The organism is Flavobacterium flavipallidum (assembly GCF_038289905.1).
Taxonomy (GTDB): domain Bacteria; phylum Bacteroidota; class Bacteroidia; order Flavobacteriales; family Flavobacteriaceae; genus Flavobacterium; species Flavobacterium flavipallidum.
Window position 1 is genome coordinate 1 of the sequence record NZ_JBBYHU010000050.1, and the last position, 17295, is coordinate 17295.

At 34.2% G+C, this 17295-nt stretch carries 10 protein-coding genes; 5 read left to right on the forward strand and 5 right to left on the reverse strand.

Annotated features, from left to right (window positions below):
• Window positions 1-299: 299 nt before the first annotated feature.
• From AAEO59_RS15835 to AAEO59_RS15855, 5 genes are all read right to left on the reverse strand, one after another.
• On the reverse strand, window positions 300-2672 hold the full coding sequence (locus tag AAEO59_RS15835) for a glycoside hydrolase family 127 protein (RefSeq protein ID WP_341701723.1): 2373 nt from the start codon (window positions 2670-2672) through the stop codon (window positions 300-302).
• 217 nt (window positions 2673-2889) lie between these two features.
• On the reverse strand, window positions 2890-4998 hold the full coding sequence (locus tag AAEO59_RS15840; protein ID WP_341701724.1) for a RagB/SusD family nutrient uptake outer membrane protein: 2109 nt from the start codon (window positions 4996-4998) through the stop codon (window positions 2890-2892).
• A 34-nt stretch (window positions 4999-5032) separates the two neighbouring features.
• The gene (locus tag AAEO59_RS15845) at window positions 5033-8572 is read right to left on the reverse strand and encodes a SusC/RagA family TonB-linked outer membrane protein (protein ID WP_341701725.1); all 3540 of its coding nucleotides are present in this window, start codon (window positions 8570-8572) and stop codon (window positions 5033-5035) included.
• A gap of 149 nt (window positions 8573-8721) precedes the next feature.
• Window positions 8722-9837, reverse strand: a complete 1116-nt coding sequence (locus AAEO59_RS15850) for a FecR family protein (protein ID WP_341701726.1) — start codon at window positions 9835-9837, stop codon at window positions 8722-8724.
• Between the two features lie 73 nt (window positions 9838-9910).
• Entirely contained in the window at window positions 9911-10513 is a 603-nt protein-coding gene (locus tag AAEO59_RS15855; protein WP_341701727.1) for an RNA polymerase sigma factor, read from the reverse strand.
• Window positions 10514-10817: 304 nt separating this feature from the next.
• Here AAEO59_RS15855 and AAEO59_RS15860 point away from each other — a divergent pair, with 304 nt between their 5' ends.
• The 5 genes from AAEO59_RS15860 (at window position 10818) to acs (ending at window position 17130) form a co-directional block, all read left to right on the forward strand.
• Window positions 10818-11237: an IS1/IS1595 family N-terminal zinc-binding domain-containing protein gene (locus tag AAEO59_RS15860; protein WP_341701728.1), complete on the forward strand. Its 420-nt coding sequence runs from the start codon at window positions 10818-10820 to the stop codon at window positions 11235-11237.
• Between the two features lie 104 nt (window positions 11238-11341).
• Window positions 11342-11902, forward strand: coding sequence for an acetate uptake transporter (locus AAEO59_RS15865; protein ID WP_341701729.1), 561 nt, complete (start codon window positions 11342-11344; stop codon window positions 11900-11902).
• Window positions 11903-12142: 240 nt separating this feature from the next.
• The gene (locus tag AAEO59_RS15870; protein WP_341701730.1) at window positions 12143-14845 is read left to right on the forward strand and encodes an ATP-binding protein; all 2703 of its coding nucleotides are present in this window, start codon (window positions 12143-12145) and stop codon (window positions 14843-14845) included.
• Window positions 14842-15204 (forward strand): response regulator transcription factor, encoded by a 363-nt coding sequence (locus AAEO59_RS15875; RefSeq protein WP_341701731.1) that lies wholly within the window; start codon window positions 14842-14844, stop codon window positions 15202-15204. The genes AAEO59_RS15870 and AAEO59_RS15875 overlap by 4 nt, the downstream gene beginning before the upstream one ends.
• 18 nt (window positions 15205-15222) lie before the next feature.
• Window positions 15223-17130: an acetate--CoA ligase gene (gene acs, locus AAEO59_RS15880; protein ID WP_341701732.1), complete on the forward strand. Its 1908-nt coding sequence runs from the start codon at window positions 15223-15225 to the stop codon at window positions 17128-17130.
• The last annotated feature ends 165 nt before the right edge of the window (window positions 17131-17295 follow it).

Sequence of the window (17295 nt, forward strand, 5' to 3'; positions counted from 1 at the left end):
CTACTAAAAAATCAGGCAGCATAAATTTTAAAAGTTCTATAGAAGTCATCAATAATTCTTATAAAGACAAAGTTCTTCTTTTTTTTTAAATATTTGCCCCCAGGTTTTGAGATTGATCCTATAATGTATCTCAAACAAAAACGGACCAAGAAATTATCACAGATTAAAAATTTAAAAAATCAGTTCTTATCCACTGAATCACTGTCATCTGTATTCCAAAAACATACGAAACAAAAAACCTCCCGTTTCCAGGAGGCTTCTTCACTACAAATTAAAAATTAAAAAAATTCCATTTTAAATTACTTCATCAAACGTACTTCGTAAATACCCGTAATAGAAGAATTCGGTTTTGCCTGGAATTTCACTTCCAGTAGTTTTGGATTCGATTTTAAAATTTCTGCTGGAATTGCAATCATTTTATCAATAAACTGATTACCCTCTTTTCCATCCATTGCTATCGAAGCAACTAAAACAGCATTTACATAAACATCAAAATTCCTGTTTTTATCCGAACCAAAATAAGTGATTCTTAAATTACGCGCTTCCTGATTAGGGTTTTTCAATTCGTAACTAAAAAATCCTGTTCCGTTTCGGTAATGACGCTCTTTATAAATTCCCGTATCGGTTTTCTCTCCTTTAAAATTATGATCATTTTCCGGTTGCTGTTCGCCAGCAGTAATCATATCTACAGTCTGAGCTTCCAATTTCATTTTAGCCTCTTCCCTTTCTTTCATTGCTGCTTGCAATTCCGGTAATTTTTCCTTTGTGGTATATGGCCAATACAACATATATCGGGCATCGTGAATTTGGAAAAAAGGAACCAATTTCAGATTTTTAAATTTATCCTGATACGTAATATCCGAAATAGAATAACTAAAAGACTTATCTTTTATTTCTTTTAAAGACTGTGATAAATCATTAGAATTTGAAATCAACATAGGTGCGTCTTCAATTGGATAAATTGGCCCGCTGGCAATATGCCCCATTCGGCTTCCATCGGCTCTCAAACCATTTAAATCCGTTGTATCAGTAACAGCTGCCAAAACAATTGGTCCATGTACAAATGAAACCCAAGCGGATTTATCCGGAAGTTGTTCTGCGGCATTGTGCATCGGCAATAGAATCGAAATTACATCTCCCGATTTCCATTTTCTATTAATAGCAACATAAGAATTAGTATCCTTTTCAAACGCAACTTCCTGACCATTCACTTTAATTTTTAATTGTCCTTCGGTTACCCAGGAAGGATATCTGAACTTAAGGGCAAACTTTTGAGCTTTTTTCAAATCCAATGTAAAACTTGATTGCTCTTCGAAAGGGAACTTCGTATTTTGCGTTAATTTTAATCCTTTTTCTTTCCATTCTAAAGTGGATGGAATAAAAAGATTCACATATAAATTGGCATTATCATGAGCATAAATCATTTCGCCATATTTTCCATGATTTTCTAAACCCGAACCCACACAACACCAAAAAGATTCCTGCGACTCCGAATACACACGGTAATGACGCGGACGAATAGGTGTAAAATACACAAATCCCCCATCAGGATGCTGCGACGACAAGATATGATTGTAAGTAGTACGCTCATAGTAATCCATGTATTTTGAATCCGGGTGCGCCAAAAACAAATGCTTACTCAATTTAAGCATATTGTAACTATTGCAGGTTTCAGGACCTTCCCGGGATTCTAACATCGACGAAAAATCAGTTGAGGGATTAAAATGTTCTCTCACACTATTTCCTCCAATGGAAATGGTTCTGTTTTCAACAACTGTTTTCCAAAAAAAGTTGGCCGCATCAGCCCATTTAGCATCACCACCCACTTCGGCAACACGCATAAAACCGATTACTTTAGGAATTTGCGTATTAGCATGAATACCGTTTAATTTATCCTCATCTTTCAACAATGGATTCAAAATTGTTCTGTGCGAGAATTTTTCTGCTAAAACCAAATACTTTTTGTCGCCTGTAATAGCAGCTACATCGGCAAAAACTTCGTTCATCCCACCATGCTCGCTTTTTAGCATCGTCTGGATTTGCTCATCAGAAAGATTTGCTGTCAATTTCAAACACCAATCAGATAATTGGATTAGCATTTTTTTTGCCTTCTCATTCCCCGTTAATTTGTAAGCATCTACAAGTCCGGCATAAATTTTATGGACATTATACCAAGGCACCCATTTTCCGTTTAATGAAAAACCTCCTGCATCAATCTTACCTTTTGCAATATCAGCCCATAATGCTTTACTCCCAGGAACTCCGCCTATATATCCATCTCCGTTTTTTATCTGGCATTTTTCCAACCAATCCAACATGTAATCCAGACGTTCTTTTATTTGCTGATTTTCGGTTGCTGCATACATCTCCGACAAAGCAGAAAGATAATGTCCACCAATATGACCATCTAAACCTGTATTTTCCCAATTGCCGTAATTCTCCGTTAACGGAGTTATTCCGGCTTCTTTTAAATAAGGAGCCAATAATCGATCAGCATCGAGCGACAAAATATATTTCATATCGGTTTGCTGTGCCTTTTGAAAAGGGCTATCCAACAAACGAACTGACGACAACGGAAAACTTTGCAATTGTCCTTGTTGTCCATAAGTAGCAGCACTAAATGTAAGCAAAACAACCGACCACAGATTGTTTTTTACTTTTTTTAATATCATATTTTTTTGTTTTGGTTGGGTTAAGAAAAACAAACTCCTCAATTTGCTTTTATTTTAAAATTTTGATTTCACAATTAACTATTAACTGCAAATCAAAAAAACTCGAATTAACAAATGTAAAAAAAACATTTATTAATTCGAACAACTTCAAAAAAAAACACCTTCCCAGAACAAAAGTTCTAAGAAGGTATTTTTAAATATATTTTATTTAATTATCCTAGTTGGTATAACCGGGATTTTGCCATGCCTTTTTTTGCTCAGTTGATAAATTTGAACCATCTTCATTCAATAATCCATCTATAAACGATTGCGGAATAGGTCTCAACTCATGTTTGTTTGCTGTAATTCCAAATGCCTCGGGATTAAATGCTTTAGCGCGACTAATCAAAGTTCCTGTACGAGATAAAGTTTCCCATCGTTGCCATTCACCAATTAATTCACGTGTTCGCTCATTAAGGATAAAATGCAATGCACGTTGATAATCAGTAGTAGCACCTATCTTCGTAAGAACTGCCTCATCCTCAGCAGGTAAATTAGCAGGAAATGTAGTTAATTGCAAACTTGATGATGCAGTAGTTACAGCAATTGTAGGGTTTGACAAATAATAGGTATTCATATTTAAATTAGAATTAATATAATTTGTTGCATTAGTTCCCGTATTTAAAGCATTTGTTTCAAATGCCTGTGAACCGTCCCTATAATACGATCTATTCTCTCCATTTTTCCATTGAGCACGTGCACGTATGATATTAATATCATTCATCGCATTAGCATATTGCCCTAAACGCACATAACATTCAGCTCTAAGCAGGTAGGTTTCACCCAAACGAGCCATAATCACATCTCTTCGGGAATCTCCTCTTTCTGCCTGACGAGTACCATCATCCGTTTTATTAATTCCGGCAAAGAAATTTGAAAAAGAAGTACCTCCACTTTTAAAATTTGGAGCTACATAATTTCCATTTTGATATAATACCAATGAATTAGGACTATATTGACCAATTTTAGTTGTCAAAGCTCCAGTTGTAGCTGTCTGACGAGAACCTACTGTCCATGATGGTAAACGACTATTATCGTCCTTCCATGTTGGATTTTGTATTGCTGCACCAAAAGTATAACTATTATATGTGTTGTCGTTTTTTGTATTTAAAATCATTACAATGGCTGGATCTCCTAATTGAAGTCCTTTAGCATTTGGAGCAACAAGATTATTAGCCCCATAAACTGTCTTAAAAGTTTTCCACAAACGCGCATCATTGACATGGTCGTAAATCCCATAGGTATATTCTGTAGGTCGACAACGTTGAAAATCCATACTACCAATCCACACACCACGTCTTACCCAACCACCTGAAAACACAGAAAATTGAGGTGTAAAATAACTGTAAGTTCTGTTACCAAAACGTCCAACTGTACTTGCATCAGCATTATGTCCTGCTGCCATTAAAATTTCATTTTGTTGCTCTGCAGCTGAATCAACTCCTGTCCAATTCGCATATAAGTCACTATAATTTGCTGTAAGTGGACCTCGAGCATTAATTGCATACGTACAAGCACTTATAGCCTCATTCATGTCAGCTTCTTTATAAGCACTATTCCATGCATCATTTCTCTCAGAAGATCTGAACAATAAGGCTTTAGCAAGAAAGTGCGCAGCTGTTGCTTTAGTCCATGTAATACCTTTTCCATAAGTAAAAATTTCACCTTCAAAAAGCTGATACGCATTACGTAAATCTGTTATAACCTGCTCCCAGCACTGTTCTTCTGTTGCACGTGTAAAATTACGAACTACTCCTACCGCTGGTTTAGTTTGAAGAACTACTCCTCCATATTGAGCAGTTAGTCTGTAATAATTATATCCTCGTAAAAAATAAGCATGAGCTAGACAGCGATTTCTAATTTTTAGATCAGTAATTTTATCAGCATTAGCAATAATTGTATTACACGAAGCGATACCATAATAAAGCTCATCCCAAAGCGCCTCAGGTCCTGTTGCATTACCATTAGCTGCACCTGTTGATGCAGTGGCTCTTATTGGACTTAATCTACTATCATAAGTATTCCACATTTGATTGGTTAAATCATTTCCATTAGTAAACTCATCCGTACCATATAGCGTAATACCATAAGCCCATTCAAATCCAAAATGCCAACGAATATTTCCATATAACGATAACGTTAAAGCCTGAATTCCTTCAGGTGTTTCAAAATATTCTGTCGAATACTGGTTTGTTAATTCTTCATCTAAAAAATCTTTAGAACAAGAACTGAAAGACAGCCCTGTTAAGATCAAAAGACTAATTCCTATATATTTAAATTTATTCATTTTACTATATTTTATGTTATTTTCTGACAGATGCTTAAAAACCAACTTCGATACCCATAACGAAACTACGGTTAAAGTAAGTAGCATTAGTATCAAAATCATACCAGTCAACTGACTGATAGATACTACCAGGATTTACCGCCTGAGCATATAATTTAAGATTAGCTAAACCAATTGAAGAAGAAAACTCTTTTGGAAATTTATATCCAAGTGATATGTTTCTAATTTTAACAAATGAAGCTTTTGTAAATCCAAGAAGGCCTGAATATTTGTCTAATGATCCTGAAGCCGCTTCTCCTAATAAAGGTTTTTGAAACTCTGCATTAGGATTATTTGGCGTCCAATAATCTACCTCACGTTGATTAGCACGAGCAGTTAAAGCTTCTCCTCCTAAAGAAGCTGTATATCCCATACGACCATATAAATTTGCGCTTAATTCAAAACCTTTATAAGTAATGGTATTATTCCATCCCATTGTCCATCTTGGGTTTCTATTTCCAAGAATAACGCGATCACTCGCTGTAATCAAGTAATCCCCATTTTGATCTTTTGGGCGAACGTTACCAGGAGAAAAAAGTTTAGAAGTTCCAGCAGGCAAATTAGCAGCAGCATCAGCAGCGGCATTATATTTCTCAATTTCTGCTAAATCTTCAGGTGTGTTTTGCCATAAACCTAAATTATCCCATCCGTAATATACATTAATTGATTGCCCTATAAACCAGTTATTATCAATCATATCATTTTTACCATAGGCCAACTCTTCAATTTCATCTTTTTGCCAAGCTCCATTTAAATTGGTTTCCCAAGTAAAACCGTTTTCGTTTTGTACAGGAATTAAATTAAGGGTAACCTCGATTCCATTGTTACGAGTTTTACCAACATTAGCTAAAGTTTCAGGAGACCCTAAAATCGTAGGTATTTTAACAGCCATTAACAGATCGCTTGTGTACGATTTATAAAAATCAATATTACCACTAATTCTATTTTTAAGAATACCAAAATCAATTCCAAGATTATACTGTGTTGTTTTTTCCCAACCTAATGAAAGATTTGCCAAAGCAATTTGATTATTGGTGTAATAGGGCTCATTTGTAGTATAACCAATTTGATTACTTTGACCGTTAAAAGGCAAAAAGATGTTTTGTATCGCTCCTCTTGTACCATATGGCTCTACTGATGAATTCCCTGTTGTTCCAAAACCAAAACGTAATTTTAAATTATCAAGCCAATTAATACTTTTGATAAAATCTTCTTGTTCAATACGCCATGCAATAGCTGCAGAAGGGAAAAAGTCCCATTTGTTACCATCAGCAAGTTGAGAAGCACCATCCCAACGTCCTGACATAGTTAACAAATAACGATTATCATAACCATAAGTAAAACGCGCCATGTAAGAACTTAATTGACGTTTTGTGATATCAGATCCAATACTTACTCCGTTATTAGGATCGTTAATATCAACACCTCCCATATTGTCCCAACGGAATGATGCTTTAGGAATATTATTGGCACTCATAGATGAACTTTCAATATCCCAAGAGGAAGCTGTTTGAAGTAAAGTACCACCTAACTTGTGCTTGTTAAAAGTTCGATCATAGGTAATCATATTATCTAGAGTCCAAGAAAAATCACGAGCATTTCTAAGTCGTGCAAAACTTCTTCCAGGAGAACGATCAGTATTAATTCGGTGTGTAGAAGTTCCGTCAATGTAAGCACCTTCTCTCCAATGACGAAAATCAGGACCAAAATTAATTTTATAAGAAAGTCCTTTAAGTGGCTCCGTGATTTTTCCAATATCGAAGGTTGCAGAAAAATTACCTAACGCTCTAAAAGTTTGAGAATTTTGCATACTTTTTTTCCACTCATCAACAATAGTATAAGCTCCTTCACCACCTGGGCGTACAACCAAATTCCCGTTGTCATCATAAGGAAGTGCCATGTTAAATATAGATTTAGCCATACCATAAATAGCATTTGAACCTGAACCACTTCGTGCTCCTAAAGTCGAGGTTCCAAACTCTTGTTCACTCCAGGAAACATTTAGAGAAGCATTCATCTTAAACCAATCTGCAGGATTAATATTTGAAGTAAGTTTAGCTGTATAACGATCATAAGACTGACCTTTTTGTGTTCCTGTATTACTCAAGTAACCAAATGAGCCATAAGTATTTATTTTTTCAGAACCTCCACTAGCACTAATAACATGTTCTTTAGTTATACCTGTCTGTGTTACAAGATCAGTCCAATTTGTGTTAACCACTTTAGAAGGATCCCAAGTTCCATTTTGCCATCCTCTCAAAACATTATTAAGCGTAACATTTTCGTCATTAGGGCTTGCGAAAATTGCGGTATCATTTGCTAACGTTGGTGAATCAGGATGTGCATAGTTTGAAGTTGAACCAGGAAGTGAGTTAAGATTATAAGCAGCCCATCGCTTGAACTGAATAAAATCTGCAGCACTCATTGATGGAGACCTATCAATAATATCTGTTGTTGTTAATGTACCTGTATAATTTAAAGAAAACTGCCCTGCTTTTCCTTGCTTAGTTGTTACAATAATTACACCGTTAGCTCCACGTGACCCATAGATTGCTGTAGCTGATGCATCTTTAAGCACATCAATCGATTCAATATCTCTTGGATTCAAAGTTTCAATTGCAGAAGAAGAAAATAAAGGCACTCCATCAACAACGTATAGAGGTTCACTACTTGCAGAAAGTGAACGTTGTCCACGTATACGAATTGTCCCAAGCTGTCCTGGACGTTCATTTGTAGTAATATCAACCCCTGCTGCTTTCCCTTGTAATGCTTCAAATGCATTATTCACAGGACGATTATTTAATTCTTCAGCGCTTACTCTTGTTAGAGCTCCAGTAACATCAGATTTTTTTTGCGTTCCATACCCCACTACTACTACTTCATTAAGGGTTTGTGAAGATTCTTTTAAACTAATTTTAAAGTCCGTTTTATTACCAATAGGAAGCTCAACTGTATCAAAACCTATATAAGACACTACTAAAATTGTAGCTGTATTATCGATTCGTATACTAAACTTCCCATCAAAATCTGTAGAAACAGCATTATTTGTCCCTTTTACAAGAACACTAGCTCCAGGCAATCCCATACCACTTGCATCTACAACTACTCCGTTAAGGGTTTTCTGCTGTTGAACATTCATTGCCAAAACATTAGTACTTTCTTTTTTCTTGAAAGTTGTTCTCTGCAAAACTATTTGATTACTAACCAATGAATAACTGATATTTAGAGGCTGTAAAATTTTAGAAAGCACACTTGATAAAAGCTCATCTTCTGCTTCAACACTTACTTTCTGATCTAAAGCACCCATTCTTGAATTATAGGAGAATTTCACATCAGCTGATTTACCCAATTCAGCCAATGCTTTATTTAAATCCATATCTATTATGGAAACCGTAACTTTTGTATCTAATTTTCCCTGTCCATTTATATTATTTGCTAGAGTAACAGTAGAAAAAACAAGTGCTAATAGAAATTGGTACAATGTCATCTTCATGAGTCGGATTAGTAATCGTTGTTTTACTAGGTTTTTTTTCATAGTTTTGATTCGTTTTGATTAATACTGTTTGTGTGTATTTAAGAAACATTTCTAACCCACTTTGCAGAGTGAGCAAGAAAATTTAGGCGTCGATAATGTTGCAGCATTACGACGCTTTTTTTTATTCATGAAACAATTGATATTTTTAATTAATTACATCCATTAGAGTTAATGATAATTTGATTCCCGTTCATGGTATATGTGGTATTTTCACTTATTGATTTGCAAATAATTTTAAGCTTTTCTGGTAATGGCTGATCACTTAACGAAGTGGTTAGATGACATTTTTGGAGTTCTTTAACCGGAAAATCTACATCTACTGAATAAGCTTGTTCTATTGTTTTAAAAATTTGTGCAACTGGAATATCTGTAAACTCAAAACTGAGCTGTTCGATACTTTTTACAGAACTACTAATAGATTTATCCAAAGTAATATCAGTAATTTTATCAAAAGTTTGTCCTTTACGTTCAAAACGTAGGGCTTGATTAGGCAATAAAACAATTTCTTTTTGTAGAGAATTTTTATTTTTTTTCTCTGAATTCACTTTCACTTTACCAGTACGAACTAACACTTCTACTTCTGACTGATCATTATATGCTTTTATTCTAAAACTTGTCCCTACGACCTTAGTAACTATTTCATTAGCATGAACAAAAAATGGCTTTTTTGGATTTTTACTTATTTCAAAAAATGCCTCTCCTGATAAATAAACGTTTCTTTCATTCCCTGTAAAAACCTTAGGATAACTTAATTTAGTTTTTGGCTGCAGCAATACTGAACTTCCATCAGAAAGAGTAATAATCTGTGGTTTATTTGAATTATTTATTTGCTCTAACAAACCACCGTCATCACCATTTACAATAATTTGATTGAAATTATAATATGATTGTTCATGATCAAAATAATTTGTATAAACATAAAAAGACAATACCCCTAAAACCAATACAGCTGCAATTTTCTTAAACAAGCCTGAATACCACAATTGCAACACTTTCTGCTCCATCTTGTTATCCCTTTCTTTTGTTTCAATTTTCATCCAAGTCTTTTGCAAGGACGAATCTATTTCTTCGTCCAATAATAAAGCGTCAGGTACCTGCATTGCTAACAACCATAAACGAGCTTCTTCAACCAATTTTGCTCTCTTTGAATGTTCTAAAGTCCATTCTTCCCAACCATTTACATTTTTTTGAGACTTCATCCACAATTGAAATGTTTCGTCTGCCAAAAAATCTTCTATTTCACTATATTGATCTCGATTTTTCATTTTTAACATATTTCTGCTATCATTAAGGACAGCAACAAAATTACATACTCACTTTTTCTGTAATTATTCACAATTAACTCATTAACATTAAAATCAAAAATGCTAATACTCCATTCCATTCTTTACGTATATATACCATTGCTCTATGCAGCAAATTGCTTACTGATTGATTATTTACATTCAAAATCGCAGCAATTTCATCTACACCAAGACTATTATGGTACCTTAAAAACAAAGCTTCTTTTTGTCTTGAAGGTAATGTGTTCAAAACCTTATTAAGACGCATTACTTTATCTGCTGTTAATTCATCAGAAATCAAATGATGTTCAACTGAAAAATCGAACAAAAAAGACAATTCATCAACTGTTTTCGTCTTACTAAAAATGCGATCACGTTGTTGTAAACGAACAATTCGTTTTCGAACAGAAGACAACAGATAAGCTTTTACTACAGCCGATTTACTTAAACTATTCCTGTAAATCCAAATATCTGTAAACACATCCTGTACACAATCCTGAACCTTTTCAGTATCAGGCAAAAAAGTATTTCCATAACGAACCAAGCTCCTATAGTAACGTTTAAAAAGGACAGAAAATGCTTTTTCATCCCCCGCAATTAAACAAGACCAAAGCTCATGATCGTCAACAACATTTTTATGTAAAAGTTGATTTTTCAAATTCAAAACTTTTTATTCTTAAAAAAATTAAGAGTTGTTATTTTACAAACAACCCTTAATTGACTAAATAACATCTCTTTATGACTAACCAAATCATGCAACAAAAAAGATCTTTTATACACAAAGGACAGCAACTTTATTATATACTCATTAATTTTAATATTTTTTTCATTAAATTTAAAAATAAGCTAATTTAATTCTTTACATATCAAAAAAAATCAATAATCACTAAAAAATAATCTTATAAAAAAATATCCTTTAAACATATTTGCTAATTTAATATATTTATGCAAAATTTATATACATGGAAGAGATCAACTGCCCAAAATGCCATAACGAAAATATTGTAAAAAGTGGTATTATAAAAAACAAACAGAGATACTTATGCAAAAAATGCAATTACTTTTTCACAGTAAATAAGATTGGTAAAAAAATTGACAATTACTACGTTACTAAAGCTCTTCAACTTTACTTAGAAGGATTAAGCTTTAGAGAAATCGAAAGAATCATTGGCGTTTCACACGTAAGCATTAGTAATTGGGTGAAATCCTTTAATATAAAAAAACCTGCCAATTCCAATTACCACCCTACTTACAAAATACTAAACCACTTAGAATTAGTAGAATATATAAGAAACAAAGACACATTATCTGGTGCAGGAATGATTATAACTGAACTTGGCGATAAATTCATGGCCATTAAATGGGAACGTTTCAAAAAATAACTATACCATTTACACATATATACAAGTCATTTTTTTTTTCAGATAAAAAAACTGAATTTGCTGTTCTATTAGACCAAAAACCAACCTTAAATTATTTAACCTTTATGGAACAATTATTAAAAGACACTACTGCCAACCCGGCTCCTTTAGGCCTTTTTGGCTTCGGAATGACAACTATTTTATTAAACATCCACAATGCAGGATTCTATGAACTCAATACCATGATTATGGGTATGGGAATATTTTTTGGAGGATTACAACAGGTAATTGCCGGAATCATGGAATGGAAAAAAGGAAATGGCTTTGCTATGGCAGCTTTTACTTCCTACGGTTTCTTTTGGTTATCACTTGTTGCATTATGGCTTTTACCTTTAGCCGGAGGCACTAAACCTGACGGACCTTCAATGGGATGCTATTTAGGCATGTGGGGAGTATTCACATTCGCTTTTTTTATAGGTACATTAAACGGCAACACTATTGGAAAACTTATATTTGGTTCATTGGTAATTCTTTTTGCATTATTAGCAGCAGCAAGGTTTACTGGTAGTGAACAAATTCATACCATTGCGGGTTACGAAGGAATTCTTTGTGGATTTTTTGCTTTTTATGAAGCAGCAGCAATTGTAATCAACGAAAAACTAGGCAAACAAGTGCTGCCTTTATAAATAACAACTTTCAATAGCCTTATTAATTTTAAGGCTATTGTTTTTTTATTTAGATGAAAAAGAGACATGAACAAAAATTAATTATTCTTTCATTGCTAATGATTTTAGCTTTGAACCTGCCTCTTATTCTCTTATTTGATAGTTCAAAACCTTTATTTGGCTTTCCTATCACCTACATCTATATTTTTTCGGCCTGGTTATTTTCTATTGGAACAACCTACTTAATTGTAAAAAAATATTATGAGTAGTCTGGTTCTGTTATTGATTTTAGCAATCTATGTAATAATACTTTTTTACATCGCTCATTGGTCAGAAAAAAGAAGTCATTCTAAATGGACTAACAACCCTTATATTTATTCCTTTTCGCTGGCGGTTTATTGTACTGCCTGGACTTATTATGGAAGTATTGGTCTGGCAGCACAAACAGGTTTGGATTATTTACCTATTTATCTGGGGCCGATAATCATTATTCCCACCTGGATTATTATTCTTAAAAGAATCATTAGAATTTCAAGAATCAACAAAATTACCAGTATTGCCGATTTTATTTCGTTGCGATATGGAAACAGTCGATCACTGGGAGCCTTAGTTACTTTAATCGCTATTTTCGGGATTGTACCCTACATTGCTTTACAACTAAAATCCATTTCCGATACTTTTCACGTTGTAACCAAAACCCATGCAACTTCTAACATTTTTACTGATAACACCACTTATATCTGTATTGCCTTAGCCTTATTTGCTTCTTATTACGGTAATAAATATGTGGATGCCTCCGAAAAAAGACGCGGAATTGTAACAGCTATCGCCATTGAATCAATATTAAAATTAGTTTTCTTTTTAATCATTGGTATCTATGTAACTTATTTTGTTTTTGATGGTTTTGATGACATTTACAACAAAGCATCTGTTCTTGAAAATTTTAACCAAAAAAACACGATTGGTAGTTTGCCCAACGGACTTAATTGGTTTTTTCTATGTCTGATTTCTATGTGTGCCATTTTCATTTTACCAAGGCAGTTTCACACAGCCATTGTCGAAAATAATCAGGAAAAACATGTTCGTACTGCCATTTGGCTACTTCCACTTTATTTATTACTGTTTAATGTTTTTGTATTTCCAATAGCCTGGGGAGGAAATATTCTTTTTGAAAATCAAGGACTTAACTCTGATACTTATTCATTATTGATTCCGCAATATTTCAACAATGATTTCCTAACAACTATTGTCTTTCTTGGGGGTTTTTCGGCAGCAATTTCGATGATTATTGTTTCCTCAATAACATTGGCAACTATGCTCAGCAACAACCTATTAATTCCTTATGGTTTCATTGGATCACTTGAAAACACCTCACAAGAAAAGAATACCAAACGAATCGTTCTTAGCCGAAAAATAGGAATCTTTTCCTTGATTATTCTTGCTTATATCATCTATCGCGTTTTCGTTTTAGATTACACTTTAGTTTCCATCGGATTGGTTTCTTTTGTCATCATAGCGCAATTAGCCCCTTCATTTTTTGGAGGATTATTCTGGAGAAGAGGTTCGAAAAAAGGAGCTATAACCGGAATCATTTTGGGATTTTTAGTTTGTTTTTACACTTTGTTAATTCCTTATGCTCTTGGAACCACAAAATCAGCAAGTACTTTTGTGCAGGATGGACCTTGGGGTATTGCACTTTTAAAACCTTTCCAACTTTTCGGATTGGATTATTTAGAACCCATTCCGCAAGCCGTTTTTTGGAGCTTACTAGTCAATTTATTGAGCTATATGGCGGTTTCGGTAAGTTTTAGTGGAAATTACAGAGAACGTAATTATGCCGAAATGTTTGTCGACATAGACAAATACATCACTAATCATGAAAATGCCTATGTATGGAAAGGAACTGCAAACATTTCGGATATTCAAAAAATATTAGAACGCTTTTTGGGGATCGAAAGAACCCAACGCGCTATGACTATTTTCAAACTGAAATACAACATCGATAAGGACAGTGAAATAGCCGATTCACGTTTTATAAAATTTGCCGAAAACCTACTTACAGGTCATATTGGTACGGCTTCCGCCAAAATTGTTATTTCGAGTGTGGCCAAAGAAGACAAAATAAGTCTGCCTGAAGTTTTGCGAATTCTGGAAGAATCCAAAGAGAACATTATTATCAATAAAAAATTAACCGAAAGTTCGAATGAATTAAAAATATTATCGGAACAACTTCAAATTGCTAATCAGGAACTCATAAACAAAGACATTCAAAAAGACGAATTTCTAGATACTGTAACCCATGAATTAAGAACCCCCATAACGGCTATTAGAGCTGCTACCGAAATCCTTTATGATGACGAAGATATTCCTGCCGAAGTTCGCCAAAAATTTCTACAAAATATCATATCCGAATCTGACCGTCTAAACCGTTTGATTGATAAAATATTGGATTTGGAAAAATTCGAAACCGGTAAACAAAAAATTTATGTTTCTAAAAACAACATTTGTCAAACTATCAACAACACTCTCGAGTCCCTGCAACAATTAATAGCAAACAAAAATATATATGTTGATTTCAAAGACCAGTCCAGAGAGATAAAAGCCTTTTACGACGAAGAGCGCATTATTCAGGTATTGCACAATTTATTTTCAAATGCGATTAAATTCTGCGAAAACATAGCTGGAAAAATCACTATTAAACTCATAGAAAATCCTGATTTTGTTTCCGTAAGTATTCACAATAACGGAAAAGAAATAAAATCAGAAGATTTTGAAGCCATCTTCGATAAATTTTACCAATCCCGAAATCAAAACGTAAAAAAACCTATCGGAAGCGGCTTAGGATTAGCTATTTGCAAAAAAATTATTGAACATCACAAAGGAAAAATATGGGTCGAAAGTGCTATTGGCAAAGGAACAACCCTTATTTTTACATTACCCAATTACAATACCACTGAAAAATGAAGAAAATATTAATTGTAGATGACGAACCCAATATTGTAATGTCACTGGAATATACTTTTAAAAAAAACAATTTCGAAGTATTCATAGCCCGTGACGGTCAGGAAGCATTGGATATTTTAAAAAATCAATTACCTGATATTATTATACTTGACGTAATGATGCCGATGGTTGATGGTTACAGCACATTGGAACAAATAAAACAAGATTCCAAATTAGATCATTGCAAAGTAATCTTCCTTTCGGCAAAAAACAAAGAAAAAGACATTGAAAAAGGACTCGCTTTAGGAGCCAATTTATACATAACAAAGCCCTTTTCACTCAAAAAACTAATCGAACAAGCACAGGAATTAATAAACTAACAAAACTAAATATAAATTATGAGTCGTTATAAAATAAGTAATTTCGAAGAATACTTTAAAGAGTATAAAAAATCCATAAAAGACCCAAAGAAATTTTGGGACAAAATTGCTTCCGAAAACTTCACATGGTACCAAGAATGGGACAAAGTTGTTGATTTTAATATGGCTGAAGCAGAAATTAAATGGTTTGTGGATGCCAAAGTTAACATCACTAAAAACTGTATTGACCGCCACCTTGCTAAAAAAGGAGAAAAATCAGCTATTATTTTTGAACCAAATAATCCTGACGAACCTAGCCAATCTTTCACTTACAATGAGTTACACCAAAAGGTAAGTAAAATGGCAAATGTACTCTTAAGTCAAGGTATTAAAAAAGGAGATCGAGTATGTATTTACCTTCCTATGATTCCGGAATTAGCTATCACTACTTTGGCTTGTGCCCGTATTGGAGCCATTCACTCTGTAGTATTTGCAGGATTTTCAGCTTCGGCTTTGGCTGCCCGAATTAATGATAGCGAATGTAAACTAATCGTAACTTCTGACGGTGCTTATCGTGGAAATAAAACCATCGACTTAAAAGGAATTGTTGATGAAGCGCTTGTTAACTGTCCTTCTATTGAAAAAACATTGGTTGTAAAAAGAACCAATGCCGAAATCCAAATGAAAGAAGGTCGTGACTTATGGTTAGCGCCGCTTTTTGAGCAGGCATCTGACAACAATACAGCCGAAATCATGGATGCCGAAGACCCATTGTTTATCCTTTACACTTCGGGTTCAACCGGTAAACCTAAAGGAATGGTTCACACCACAGCAGGTTACATGGTTTATACTGCTTATACTTTCCAAAACGTTTTTAACTACGAAGAAAATGATATTTTCTGGTGTACTGCCGACATTGGCTGGATTACAGGACACTCTTATATTTTATACGGCCCATTATTAAATGGAGCTACTACCGTGATTTTTGAAGGAGTACCATCTTACCCTGACTTTAGTCGTTTTTGGGAAGTAATCGAAAAACATAAAGTTAACCAATTCTATACAGCCCCAACAGCCATCAGAGCATTGGCCAAAGAAAGTTTAGATTATGTTCAAAAATACCCTTTAAGCTCATTAAAAGTAATTGGATCAGTAGGAGAACCAATCAACGAAGAAGCTTGGCACTGGTACAACGACCACGTGGGTGGCAAACGTTGTCCTGTGGTTGATACTTGGTGGCAAACAGAAACAGGAGGAATTCTTATTTCACCAATTCCGTTTATTACGCCAACAAAACCAACTTATGCTACACTTCCGTTACCGGGAATTCAGGCCGTATTGATGGATGAAAAACGCAACGAAATTGAAGACAATCAGGTAGTGGGAAGTTTATGTATTAAATATCCTTGGCCTGGAATTGCCAGAACAATTTGGGGTGATCATAAACGCTATAAAGAAACGTATTTTTCTACTTTCCCTGGGAAATATTTCAGTGGTGATGGTGCTTTACGTGATGAAGTAGGCTATTACCGAATCACAGGTCGTGTAGATGACGTAATTATTGTATCAGGACATAATTTAGGAACCGCTCCTATTGAAGATGCCATCAATGAACATCCAGCAGTAGCAGAAAGTGCCATTGTAGGTTTCCCTCATGACATCAAAGGAAATGCTTTGTATGGTTTTGTAATCCTGAAAGAAACTGGAGAAAAACGAGACAAAGCAAATCTTGCAAAAGAAATCAACCAACATATTGCAGATCACATTGGGCCTATTGCCAAATTAGACAAAATCCAATTCGTATCCGGATTACCAAAGACTCGTTCTGGAAAAATCATGCGTCGTATTCTTCGTAAAATAGCCGAAGGAGATTTTTCAAACTTTGGAGATACAACAACCTTATTAAATCCTGAAATTGTGGATGAAATTAAAGATGGAAGAATCTAGTTCTATCTCTAAAATTTCAAAATAAAGTATAAGCTGCTCTGTTAATTTGCACTGCCCCCAAAAAGTTAGACACTATTTGGGGGTATTTTTATGGAAAGAAAAGTCAAGTATGGTTATGATTTTAAACTTCGATGTGTAAATGAAGTTTTAAAAAAGCATCAAGCA